Source organism: Streptomyces sp. NPDC090032 (assembly GCF_044748025.1).
In the GTDB taxonomy this organism is placed as follows: domain Bacteria; phylum Actinomycetota; class Actinomycetes; order Streptomycetales; family Streptomycetaceae; genus Streptomyces.
Genome location: NZ_JBIVFF010000021.1, coordinates 34,907 through 46,561 on the forward strand (window position 1 = coordinate 34,907; position 11,655 = coordinate 46,561).

Below are 11,655 nucleotides of genomic sequence, written 5' to 3' on the forward strand. Positions count from 1 at the left end.
GCGGTTACGAGCCCTGCGGGCCGGTCGGCGCGCGCCAGGCCGTCCAGCCGGGCGTGTGGTGCAGGGGATACGGCGTCCAGTCGCGCGCATAGTGCGGTGGGCGCTGTCCCTTTGTCGTGAGGACGGCGGTCGGTACCTTCGCGGCGCGGTCGACGAGGCCCGCGGGGGTCGTCGAGATGTTGTTGCCCTCCACCTGGGCGGAGGCGCAGCCCGCGTCGTAGGCGATGGGGAGGGCGCGCGGGCCCGAGACCAGGCAGGGCGGGCGCAGGCCCAGGGCGCGCAGATCGTCGGCGGCGGCGCGGTAGCGCCCGTTCGTGACGGCGGTGGACGCGGTGACCTCGGACAGGACCGTGGTCTGCGAGAGGAGCTGCCCCGCGATGAGCAGCCCTACGGCGGTGAGCAGCCCTACGGCGATGAGCGCGCGGTGTGAGCCGATACGGGCGATGCGGCGTGAGCCGGTATGGGTGATGCGGTCTGAGCCGACATAGGCGATGGAGTGTGAGCCGATACGCGTGATCAGGCCCGCGACCGGCAGTGCGAGGAGCGCGTACGTGGGGAGCAGGAAGCGCGGGGCCGAGTAGTCGATCATGAGCAGATACGGCACGGCGAGCGCGGCGGCGACGGTGAGAGGGAGCGCGGTCGGCAGGGGACGGCGCTCGCGCACGGCGTAGGCGAGCGCGGCCGCGGCGAGGACGGGGAGGGCCAGCCACCACAGGGTGAGGCCGGGGGAGTGCACGGTCGCCGTGCACGGGCGGCACAGCAGGGGGCCGTTGAGGCTGGCCCAGGCGTTGTCGAAGTTGAGGTGCAGGCCCATGTCGCCCTCGGTGGCGCTCGACACGTGCAGCCGGTCCTGTACGGAGCCGAAGCGGATGTACGCCTCCGCGACCCACTGGGCGAGGCCTGCCGCGAGTCCGCCGGCGAGGTAGGGCAGGGTGCGGCGGTTGCGGAACAGGGCCGTGGCGATCAGGGGCAGGGCGAGCCAGACGGCGTCCGGGGCGCGGAACAGCGCGGTCACCGCGACGCAGCCCGCGAGCCACCAGTTCGCGCGCCGTTCGCGCCGGATCGCCGCGCGCAGGAACCAGCCGGTCGCGGCGACCGAGCCGAACGCGACCCAGAGGTTGGGCATGGCCTGCGGCCCGGAGATCTGGGTGATCCACAGCCCGGCGAACAGCAGCGCGGCGAGAGCGGTGGTGCGGGCACCGACGACGGGACGCCATACGCGGAACGCGGCGTACAGGGCGGCCGACGAGAGCAGCGTGAGCGCGATGCGCAGGGCGAGCACGGAGGGGGTGACCGCGATGAACGGCGCGGTCAGGAAGCTGATGCCGCGGGAGCGGGGCGCGCTGAAGAAGGCGGCGGGGACGCGCGGGTCGTACTGCGACACGTACACGGTCTCGTCCCACCCCATCGCGTGCGCGAGCGGCGGCACGACGAGTACGAACTGAACGAGGGCGTAGGCGAGCGCGACGAGCACGAGCCAGGGGATGGGCCGGGGGCGTCTTACGGGAGCGTCGGACGTGGTGGTGGCGGAGGGGGAGGCCGGCGGCCGGGAGGTGGCTGTGGCCCCGGGGGGCGTGGTGGCGGCTGGCCGGTCGGTGGCGGCAGCCGTACGCGTCTGTGGCCGGTCGGTGGTGGCCGCCGTACGCGTCTGTGGCCGGGCAGTGGTGGCTGCCGTATGCGTACTCGTATGCCTGTCCGTACGCGTACCCGTACCCGTACCCGTACCCGTACCCGTATCCGTATCCGGTTCCGCGCGCGTATCCGTATCCGGCTCCCTACGCGAATCCGTACTCGACCGGGCGTCCGGGCCGGGTGCGGAGGCGCCGGGTTTCGGACGGAGGTCGGGCCGGGGGGCGGGTCGCCGCCGGTTTTGATCGGCCCGCCTGCCCCGGCCCTCGGTGGCCCGGTCCCGCTTGGCTCCGGGGGCCTTGGGGCTGTGCGGGCGGGCCGGTTCTGGGGTGGGGGTACCGAGTCGTGCGTCGTTGGTCGTCAAGTTGACTTCCCCCTCGTCAGTCACGTGGGCCGTGGTGTACCGGACACGGACGACCTTGCCGGGCAGCGGGCCGAACGGGCCTTGCGGCGCGCCCAGCCGGCCGCCCGGTGGCGCAGCCGCTGCCAGGACCTGAGGCGCCGCGTCTCACGGAGTTCGGCGAACAGGAGCTCGTAACGGGCGACGATCGGATCGGGGTCGTAGCGGCGGGCCGACGCGAACGCGGCGCGGGCCATGGAGTGCCGGTGCGGCGGGTCCTGGATGAGGCCGTTGACCGCCTCGGCGAGGGCCCGCGCGTCCCCGACCGGTACGAGCCGGCCGTCGACGCCGTCCGTGATGATCTCGGCGGGGCCGAGCGGCGCGTCCGTGCTGACCACCGGAACCCCGCAGCGCATCGCCTCGACGAGCGTCATCCCGAAGGACTCCGCGTCCGATGCGGACACCACGATCGAGGCCTTCGCGAACTCCGGCTCGATGGGCGAGCGCGCCCCCATCAGATGGGCGCGCCCGGTGAGGCCGAGCCCGGCGATGAGATCGCGCAGTTTCGCCTCCTCGGGCCCGCCGCCGTAGATCCGCAGCTGCCACTCGGGCTGCCGCACGGCGACGCCGGCGAACGCCTCCAGGAGCAGGTCGAAGCGCTTGCCGGGCGCGAGACGTCCGGCGCTCGCGATGACCTTGGAGGTTCCCTCGGACGGCGGGCAGGGCGCCTCCGGCACGATGTTCGGGACCGACAGGACCCGTACGCCCGGCAGGCTCATGCGGGCCCGGTACACCTCGGCGTCCGCCGCGGTCATGGTGACGACGGCGTCGAGGGAGCGGTAGTGGCGGGCGAGCACCGCCCTCAGCTTCTTGCTGTGGGCGTCGTGGCGCAGGTGCTCCTGCCCGATGCGCAGTGCGGAGCGCGGGCCGTACATCGCCAGATAGACGTTGATGCCGGGGCGCGTACCGATCACGACGTCAGCGTCGCAGCGCTCCAGGTACTCGCGCACACGCAGATCGTGCAGACGGGTGTACTGCTTGTGGCGCTTCTCGGCGGCGGGAAAGTCCCGCGCGGGCTCCTCGTACGCCGCGTACTGCGGGTCGGCGCTGCCGATGCGCGTGTCGACGAGCGGGACCAGTGAGACGGCGGGGTCGACCGTGAAGCGCGGCACCTCACGGTGCCGGGACATCGAGACGATCTCCACCTCGTGGCCGCCGCGCCCGGCGAGCGCCGCGGCGAGGTTGAGTGTGGTCCGCACGGTCCCGCCGATCGCGTACGCGTTGTGCAGCAGGAACACGATCTTCATGGACAGCCCTCCCGGCGGGCCCTGTGCCCGCGACATACGGCGGCAGCCTGGTCCAGCGAGGTAAGCCGCCGTTCCCGCCGGGGTGAGAGGCGGGTAAGAAGGCGTCCGGCGGGCCCCTGGTCAGGGGGTACGCCGCAGGGCCCGGGGGGCACACTGGAACGCGTGTCCCCAACCGCTGCGTCCGCCACGCCCCCCGCCGCGTCCCCGACCGTGCTGCTCGCCGAGGACGACCGCGCCATCCGCCATGCCCTCGAGCGGGCCCTGACTCTGGAGGGTTACGAGGTCACGGCCGTCGCCGACGGGGTCGAGGCGATCGCGCAGGCCCACCGCAGCGCGCCCGACATTCTCGTCCTGGACGTGATGATGCCGGGCATCGACGGTCTTCAGGTGTGCCGCGTGCTGCGCGCCGAGGGCGACCGCACGCCGATCCTGATGCTGACGGCGCTCGTCGAGACGCCCGACCGGATCGCGGGCCTGGACGCGGGCGCGGACGACTACGTCGTGAAGCCCTTCGACGTGGACGAGGTCTTCGCGCGGCTCCGTGCCCTGCTGCGCCGCACCAGTGGCGCGTCGTCCGACGACGGGCGCGACGTGTCGCCCGAGCTCGACGGCCAGGTCGCGGCGGCCGACCTCAGGATGGACCCGCAGGCCCGGCGGGCCTGGCGCGGGGAGCGCGAACTGGAGCTCACCCGCACCGAGTTCGACCTCCTGGAACTGCTCGTCCGCAACGCCGGCATCGTCCTCGACCACGCCACGATCTACGACCGCATCTGGGGCTACGACTTCGGCCCGGGGTCGAAGAACCTCGCGGTCTACGTCGGCTATCTGCGCCGCAAGGTCGACGAGCGGGGCGCCGCCTCCCTGATCCACACCGTGCGCGGCGTCGGCTACGTGCTGCGGGAGGACTGAGGATGCCGCGCCGCCGCCTGCGCGCGTTCCTGCACGGACGGCCGCGCGCCCGGTCCCTGCGGACCACGTTCGCCGTGTCGTTCGCCGCGGTCGCGGCGGCCGTCACCGTCCTGGTCGGCCTCCTCTCCTACGACGCCGCGGCGCGGCTCGTCCGCGTCGACCAGCAGGCCGTGTTCGACGAGGTCGTCACCGATCTGCGTCAGCAGGTGAAGGAGGCCAAGCTCACCCCGTACGACTTCGCGTCCGGGGACCCGGACCACGACGGGCCCCGTGACGACCTGATCCGGCCTGCCCGCACGGACGTGCAGGTGCTCGGGCCCGGCGGCCGGATCGTCGACCGCGGCAGCCCGCAGCTCCCGGTGAACGCGGCCGACCGGCGCACCGCCGACGAGGCGCACGCCGGCGTGACGGAGGAGGCCGACGGGTCGGAGAAGGGCGGGTCGCGGCGCGATGTGGAGCTCGGCGGGGACGAGTACCGGCTGACGGCCGTGTCGCTCGGCGGCGGGCGGGGCGCCGTCCAGGTCGCGCAGGAGTTCAGCGACACGGAGGATCTGCTGCGCGAACTCCAGCAGCGTACGGGCCTGCTGGCGGGTTCCGTGATCGTGGCGGCGGGTCTCGTCGGCTGGTGGCTGGCGCGCCGGATCACGGGGCGTCTGGTGCGGCTGGCGGAGGCGGCGGAGGACGTGGCGGGGACGGGGCACCTCGATGTGCGGGTGCCGGTCACCGGCGGCGATGAAGTGGGCAGCCTCGGCCGGTCCTTCGACCGGATGCTGGGGCGCCTGGCGCGCTCCATGGAGGACCAGCGCCGCCTGGTGCAGGACGCCGGTCACGAACTGCGCACGCCGCTCACCTCACTGCGTACGAACATCTCGCTGCTGCGCCGTATCGAGGACCTGCCGCCCGCCGCCCGCGAGGAGCTGATCGCCGACCTGGCGCTGGAGTCGCGTGAACTGACCGATCTGGTCAACGAGTTGGTGGAGCTGGCGGCGGGCAAGGAGGACGACGAGCCGGTCGTCGAGCTGGCGCTGGCCGAGACGGCCGAGGACACCGCGGTCCTCGCGCGCCGCCGCACGGGCCGCACGGTCACGGTGCGTTCGCGGGGCGACACGGTGATCCAGGGCCGTCCCGCCTCGCTCCAGCGCGCGGTGTCCAACCTGGTGGAGAACGCCGCCAAGTTCGACCGCGACGGGACGGAGCCGATCGAGATCGTGGTCACGGGAGGCCTTCCGGACGGCGTGCGCGTCGAGGTGCTCGACCGGGGTCCCGGCATCGCGGACTCGGACCTGGACCGGGTCTTCGACCGCTTCTACCGCGCGCCGGCCGCCCGCAGCCTGCCGGGCTCCGGCCTCGGCCTGTCCATCGTCCAGGAGGTGGCGGCGGCCCACGGGGGCGAGCCGTTCGCGAAGGGGCGGCCGGGCGGGGGAGCGGTGATCGGGTTCACGGTGCGGGGGGTGCCGGAGGAGCCGGACTGAGGCGGGCGGGCGTGCTGGAGGAGCGGGGCTGGGTCGGCGGGGCGTGCTGGAGGAGCGGGGCTGGGGTCGGCTGGGGCGTGGCGCGGGCGGTCAGGGCCAGACGAGGCAGTAGGCCTGGTGTCCCGCGTCGTGCAGCCGGTGGCTGAAGTCCTGCCATTCGTGCAGCAGTTGGTACACGTAGAACGCGTCGCGCGGGCCGCCGCGGTCCGGGACCGTCGACCAGATGAACGCCGCGGCGCCCACGGCCTCCTCGCCGACGCCGCGCAGCGGGTCGACGACCGTCATCGGCAGCTTCACGACCGCGTAGTCGGGGTGCAGGACGACCAGTTCCAGCGGGGGGACCTTGTGCAGGGGTATGCCCTCGATGCCGGTGAGGACCATCGCGGCCATCGTCTCCGGCTTGATCTTGGTGAACATGCCGCCCATGCCGAGCTCGTCACCGCCGAGCTCCTCGGGGCGCATCGAGATGGGGACGCGGGCCGCCGTGGCGCCGTCGGGCGCGCCGAAGTATTTGTACGTCACCCCCACCCGGCCACCATTCCTGCTCCCGGTCCCGCTCAGTGCCTGCCCGGCGTCCGCTTCTTCCGCTGATGCCGCTGCTGCTGCCGCCTCCGCGTCGCGCCGGTGCTTTCCCCGCCGGGCACGCCGGGGGCCCAGATCGTCGGTCCCCTCGCCCAGTCCGCCACCGCGATGCATATCTCCACCCGACTGCTTTTCCAGGGCGCCTGGCCCCTTTTCTAGGCCGCGCGGCCACCACCGCGCAACCCGATCATCGTGTCAGTGACCTCCCCCACGGTCACTCGCCGAAACGTGCGGTGAAACACCTGCGCGGGCCGGGGAGCGAACCCCGTGCCGGCGTGCAGCGTGAACTGTCCGCGAGCGGCCCATCCCCTGGGAGTTTAGGTAGTCGGTTCCCGCCGTGGCCAGAGAAGCAGGGGATGAGCCGGGCTCCGGAGAGGCTGCCCGTACGCTGAGAGGCATGGCAGAGGCGAACAACATCCCCGGGTCCGCGGCGCCGCCGTCGGGCGCGACCGCACCGTACCCCTATGAAGCACCGGTCTCGCAGGGTCTCTTCGACCGCGCGGCCCTCGTGACGCCGGGCGGCGTGAACTCGCCCGTACGCGCGTTCCGTGCCGTGGGCGGTACGCCCCGGTTCATGGTGTCCGGTACCGGTCCGTACCTCACGGATGCCGACGGTCGTGAGTACGTCGACCTCGTCTGCTCCTGGGGGCCGATGATCCTCGGCCATTCCCGTCCCGAGGTCATCGCGGCCGTCCAGGACGCCGTCGCACGCGGCACGTCCTTCGGTACGCCGGGTGAGGGCGAGGTCGCCCTGGCCGAGGAGATCGTCGCGCGGATCGCGCCGGTCGAGCAGGTGCGGCTGGTGTCCAGCGGCACCGAGGCGACCATGTCCGCGATCCGGCTCGCCCGCGGATTCACCGGGCGCGCCAAGGTGATCAAGTTCGCCGGCTGCTACCACGGGCACGTGGACGCGCTGCTCGCCGCCGCGGGTTCGGGTGTGGCGACCTTCGGGCTGCCGGACACCCCGGGCGTGACCGGTGCCCAGGCGGGCGACACCATCGTCGTCCCGTACAACGACCTCGACGCCGTGCGGGCCGCGTTCGCCGCGAACGAGGGCCAGGTCGCCTGTGTCATCACCGAGGCGTCGCCGGGCAACATGGGCGTCGTGCCGCCGCTCGCCGGCTTCAACCAGGGCCTCGCGGACCTGTGCCGCGAGAACGGCGCGCTGTACATCTCCGACGAGGTCATGACCGGCTTCCGCACGTCGAAGGCCGGCTGGTACGGCGTCGACGGGGTGGCGCCCGACCTGATGACGTTCGGCAAGGTCATGGGCGGTGGCTTCCCGGCCGCCGCGTTCGGTGGCCGTGCGGCCGTCATGGGGCACCTCGCCCCGGCCGGCCCCGTCTACCAGGCGGGCACGCTCTCCGGGAACCCGATCGCGACGGCGGCCGGTGTCGCGCAGCTGCGGCTGCTCGACGACGCCGCGTACGCGACGATCGACGCCGTCTCCGAGCAGCTGCGCACCCTGGTGAGCGCCGCGCTCACCAAGGAGGGCGTCGCGCACCGCGTGCAGAGCGCCTCCAACATGTTCTCCGTGTTCTTCACGGAGGACGAGGTGCGCAACTACGAGGACGCGAAGCGCCAGGAGTCCTTCCGCTTCACCGCGTTCTTCCACTCGATGCTGGCGCAGGGCGTCTATCTGCCGCCGTCGGCCTTCGAGTCCTGGTTCGTCTCCACTGCCCATGACGAGCGGGCGGTCGAGCGCATCGCCGCCGCGCTCCCCGGTGCCGCACGCGCGGCTGCGGAGGCGACGCAAGCATGACCACTGCCGGCAAGTCCGACCAGGACATCACCGTCGTCCATGTGATGCGGCACGGAGAGGTGCACAACCCGGAGGGGATCCTGTACGGGCGGCTGCCCGACTATCACCTCTCCGAGCTCGGCCGGCAGATGGCCGACCGGGTCGCGGAGCACCTGTCCTCGCGTGACGTGACCCATGTCGTGGCCTCCCCGCTCGACCGGGCGCAGGAGACGGCGACGCCGATCGCGAAGGCGCACGGGCTCGACCTGGCGACCGACGACCGGCTCATCGAGGCGGGCAACGTCTTCCAGGGCAAGACGTTCGGCGTCGGCGACGGCGCGCTGCGCAACCCGGAGAACTGGAAGCACCTCGTCAACCCGTTCAAGCCGTCGTGGGGCGAGCCGTACGTCGAGCAGGTCGTGCGGATGATGGGCGCCCTCGACGCGGCGAAGGACGCGGCGCGCGGGCACGAGGCGGTGTGCGTCAGCCATCAGCTGCCGATCTGGATCGTGCGCAGCTTCGTGGAGAAGCGGCGGCTGTGGCACGACCCGCGCAAGCGGCAGTGCACCCTCGCCTCGCTCACGACGTTCACCTATCGCGGCGACAAGATCGTGTCCGTGGGCTACACGGAGCCCGCGCGCGACCTGGTGCCGGCCCATCTCCTCGCGGGCGCCAAGCCCGTGAAGGGGAAGGACAAGGCGTTCGGCGCGTAGGGCCTCTCGTCCGGAGCGTGCCGGGCCGGCCGAACGCAAAGACCCTGGGCCGCGTCCGTAAAGGCGCTGGTCGACGGTCGATGTGGCATGCGGCACACAGCCGTCGGCATTGCCCAAATTTGCTCTCCCTGCCGGAACCGCAGTGTTCGTCGCGCCCTCTAACGGGGTGCCCGTCTCGTACGGGAACGGGGCGCGACGAATGGGGACCAGGGAATGCCGGACATCACACGAAGGGGACTGATCGGGCTCGGAGCGGGGGCGGCGGCAGCCGCCGCGCTCGCCGGGTGCGGTACCAGTAACGGGCAGGGCGGCGGGACGTCCGTGCCGGGCGGGGAGCCCGAGGGCGGCGGGGCCGGTAAGCCCGACAAGCCCGCGGCCCGGCCGATCGGTGACGGCTCGACGTCGTACACCGGCAAGCAGCCGAACCAGCCGGGCAAGCCCGTCCCCCTCGAACCCGGCCAGACGCCACCGCAGTTCGTGATCTTCTCCTGGGACGGTGCGGGTGAGGTCGGCAACGGCCTCTTCCCGCGCTTCCTCGAACTGGCCGAGAACCACGGCGCGCACATGACGTTCTTCCTCTCCGGCCTCTATCTGCTGCCGGAGTCGAAGAAGCGGCTCTACCACCCGCCGAACAACGGGGTCGGCGCCTCGGACATCGGCTATCTCACCGACGCCCACATCAAGGAGACGCTGAAGTACGTCCGCCAGGCCTGGCTGGAAGGCCATGAGATCGGCACGCACTTCAACGGGCACTTCTGCGCGGGCACCGGCACCGTCGCCAACTGGACCCCGGCGCAGTGGCGCAGCGAGATCGATCAGGCCAAGTCGTTCGTCAAGGAGTGGCGTACGAACACGGGCTGGCACGACCTGCCCTCGCTGCCCTTCGACTACGAGAAGGAACTCGTCGGCGGCCGCACGCCGTGTCTGCTCGGCCAGGACAATCTGCTGCCCACGGCGCGCGAGCTCGGCTGGCGCTACGACGCCTCGTCGCCGGGCGGAAGGCAGCGCTGGCCCTCCAAGCGGGGCGGCGTGTGGGATCTGCCGCTCCAGGCCGTGCCGTTCCCCGGGCACAGCTTCGAGGTGCTCTCGATGGACTACAACATGCTGGCCAACCAGTCGGTGAACTCGACCAACGCGCCGGCCTACAACTACCCGCGCTGGCGCAAGCAGTCCGCAGAGGCGTACATAGCAGGCTTCACGCGGGCATACGAGACCAACCGGGCGCCGTTTTTCATAGGCAACCACTTCGAGCAGTGGAACGGCGGGATCTACATGGACTCCGTCGAGGAAGCCCTCAAGCACATCGCCGGCAAGAAGGACGTACGCCTCGTCTCCTTCCGGCAGTTCGTCGACTGGCTGGACGTCCAGGACCCGAAGGTCCTCGACAAGCTGCGCTCGCTCGACGTCGGGGTGCGCCCCGACGGTGGCTGGCAGAGCTATCTGAAAGCCGCCGCCTGAGCGCCGCGCCGACCTCTGAACGACCCCTCCTGAAATGGGGTTTTCCGTACGCAAGGGGGGTGCGGAAGATCCCCTAAACAGACATGCGAAACTTTTCACATGAGTGCCGACTGCCGCGTTTCCCCCCTCGCTGCATCCAAGCGCCGTACCGCCCTCCTCGCCGCGGGAGCCGCGGTCGCTGCGCTGACCCTCTCCGCGTGCAGCTCGGGCGGAACGTCGGGCGGCGGCAACAACACCAACTTCGTGACGAACTCCGGCGGCATCTCCACCGTCGACAAGGGCGACCGTCATGACGCGCCCAAGCTGGACGGCAAGGATCTGGAGGGCAAGCCCCTCGACCTCGCCGACTACAAGGGCAAGGTCATCGTCCTGAACGTGTGGGGCTCCTGGTGCCCGCCGTGCCGCGCCGAGGCCAACTACTTCTCGAAGGTCGCCAAGGAGACCGAGGGCAAGGACGTCCAGTTCATCGGCATCAACACGCGTGATGCGCAGACCGAACCGGCCCTCCAGTTCGAGAAGGACCACGACATCCCGTACCCGAGCTTCTACGACCCCTCGGGCAAGCTGATGCTGCGCTTCGAGAAGGGCACGCTCAACCCGCAGTCGATCCCGTCCACGCTCGTCATCGACCGCGACGGCAAGATCGCCGCCCGCTCGCTGCGCGCCCTCAGCGAGGGCAATCTGCGCAAGATGGTCGACCCTGTGATCGCGGAGAAGTGAGCGAAGGTGCACGCCACGCTCACCGCTCTCGCCGCTGAAGGCGGAGTGGGCCACACCGTCGAGAGCGGTGCGCTCCTGCTCGCTCTGCCGATCGCCGTCCTCGGCGGCCTCCTCTCGTTCTTCTCGCCCTGCGTCCTGCCTCTCGTCCCCGGCTATCTGTCGTACGTGACGGGGGTCAGCGGCACCGACCTGGCCGACGCCCGGCGGGGCCGGATGGCAGCGGGAGCCGGCCTCTTCGTCCTCGGCTTCACCGCCGTCTTCGTCTCCGGCGGGGCCCTCTTCGGCTACTTCGGCGCGACGCTCCAGGAGTACCAGAGCACCCTCACCAAGATCCTCGGTGTCCTGATGGTCCTCATGGGGATCTTCTTCATGGGGATGATGCCCTGGCTCACCCAGCGTGAATTCCGCTTCCACAAGCGGCCGGTGACCGGGCTGATCGGTGCCCCGGTGCTCGGCGCCCTCTTCGGCATCGGCTGGACCCCCTGCATCGGGCCGACGCTCGCCTCCGTGACCGCCCTCTCGTTCAACGAGGCGAGCGCGGGCCGCGGGGCCATACTGACCGTTGCGTACTGCGCTGGGCTCGGCATCCCCTTCGTGCTCGCCGCCATCGCCTTCCGCAAGGCGCTCGGTGCCTTCGGCTGGGTCAAGAAGCACTACGCCTGGGTGATGCGGATCGGCGGCGTCATGATGATCTTTACCGGAGTGCTGCTGCTCACAGGAGCCTGGGACACCCTCGTCCAGCAGATGCAGACCTGGTCCAACGGCTTCACGGTGGGAATCTGAT

General features: G+C 71.5%; 10 protein-coding genes. 7 read left to right on the forward strand and 3 right to left on the reverse strand.

Annotated features, from left to right (window positions below):
* Positions 1-4 precede the first annotated feature (4 nt).
* Entirely contained in the window at positions 5-1,474 is a 1,470-nt protein-coding gene (locus ACIPWY_RS37010; protein ID WP_393705478.1) for a hypothetical protein, read from the reverse strand.
* Between the two features lie 539 nt (positions 1,475-2,013).
* Positions 2,014-3,276 carry a glycosyltransferase family 4 protein gene (locus ACIPWY_RS37015; RefSeq protein WP_401536745.1) on the reverse strand — a complete coding sequence of 421 codons (1,263 nt, stop codon included), beginning with the start codon at positions 3,274-3,276 and terminating at the stop codon, positions 2,014-2,016.
* A gap of 210 nt (positions 3,277-3,486) precedes the next feature.
* On the opposite strand from ACIPWY_RS37015, the gene ACIPWY_RS37020 reads away from it, so the two are divergent.
* On the forward strand, positions 3,487-4,185 hold the full coding sequence (locus tag ACIPWY_RS37020; RefSeq protein WP_362908619.1) for a response regulator transcription factor: 699 nt from the start codon (positions 3,487-3,489) through the stop codon (positions 4,183-4,185).
* A gap of 2 nt (positions 4,186-4,187) precedes the next feature.
* A complete protein-coding gene (locus ACIPWY_RS37025) occupies positions 4,188-5,657 on the forward strand; it encodes a HAMP domain-containing sensor histidine kinase (protein ID WP_362908552.1) in 1,470 nt (489 codons plus the stop codon).
* A 90-nt stretch (positions 5,658-5,747) separates the two neighbouring features.
* Here the strand turns inward: ACIPWY_RS37025 and ACIPWY_RS37030 are convergent, their stop codons facing one another.
* Positions 5,748-6,353, reverse strand: a complete 606-nt coding sequence (locus ACIPWY_RS37030; protein WP_362908553.1) for a hypothetical protein — start codon at positions 6,351-6,353, stop codon at positions 5,748-5,750.
* Between the two features lie 283 nt (positions 6,354-6,636).
* On the opposite strand from ACIPWY_RS37030, the gene hemL reads away from it, so the two are divergent.
* From hemL to ACIPWY_RS37055, 5 genes are all read left to right on the forward strand, one after another.
* Positions 6,637-8,001, forward strand: a complete 1,365-nt coding sequence (gene hemL, locus ACIPWY_RS37035; protein WP_401536748.1) for a glutamate-1-semialdehyde 2,1-aminomutase — start codon at positions 6,637-6,639, stop codon at positions 7,999-8,001.
* Positions 7,998-8,693 (forward strand): histidine phosphatase family protein, encoded by a 696-nt coding sequence (locus ACIPWY_RS37040; RefSeq protein WP_362908555.1) that lies wholly within the window; start codon positions 7,998-8,000, stop codon positions 8,691-8,693. The genes hemL and ACIPWY_RS37040 overlap by 4 nt, the downstream gene beginning before the upstream one ends.
* Before the next feature lie 213 nt (positions 8,694-8,906).
* The gene (locus tag ACIPWY_RS37045) at positions 8,907-10,151 is read left to right on the forward strand and encodes a hypothetical protein (RefSeq protein WP_401536750.1); all 1,245 of its coding nucleotides are present in this window, start codon (positions 8,907-8,909) and stop codon (positions 10,149-10,151) included.
* A 99-nt stretch (positions 10,152-10,250) separates the two neighbouring features.
* Entirely contained in the window at positions 10,251-10,871 is a 621-nt protein-coding gene (locus ACIPWY_RS37050; protein WP_362908557.1) for a TlpA disulfide reductase family protein, read from the forward strand.
* Between the two features lie 6 nt (positions 10,872-10,877).
* A complete protein-coding gene (locus ACIPWY_RS37055; RefSeq protein ID WP_362908558.1) occupies positions 10,878-11,654 on the forward strand; it encodes a cytochrome c biogenesis protein CcdA in 777 nt (258 codons plus the stop codon).
* The last annotated feature ends 1 nt before the right edge of the window (position 11,655 follow it).

Excerpts from the sequence above, each read along its gene's own strand:
- ACIPWY_RS37015 (WP_401536745.1), bottom strand. The coding sequence starts at position 3,276 with ATGAAGATCGTGTTCCTGCTGCACAACGCGTACGCGATCGGCGGGACC.
- ACIPWY_RS37025 (WP_362908552.1), top strand. The coding sequence starts at position 4,188 with ATGCCGCGCCGCCGCCTGCGCGCGTTCCTGCACGGACGGCCGCGCGCC.
- ACIPWY_RS37030 (WP_362908553.1), bottom strand. The coding sequence starts at position 6,353 with ATGCATCGCGGTGGCGGACTGGGCGAGGGGACCGACGATCTGGGCCCC.
- hemL (WP_401536748.1), top strand. The coding sequence starts at position 6,637 with ATGGCAGAGGCGAACAACATCCCCGGGTCCGCGGCGCCGCCGTCGGGC.
- ACIPWY_RS37040 (WP_362908555.1), top strand. The coding sequence starts at position 7,998 with ATGACCACTGCCGGCAAGTCCGACCAGGACATCACCGTCGTCCATGTG.
- ACIPWY_RS37045 (WP_401536750.1), top strand. The coding sequence starts at position 8,907 with ATGCCGGACATCACACGAAGGGGACTGATCGGGCTCGGAGCGGGGGCG.
- ACIPWY_RS37050 (WP_362908557.1), top strand. The coding sequence starts at position 10,251 with ATGAGTGCCGACTGCCGCGTTTCCCCCCTCGCTGCATCCAAGCGCCGT.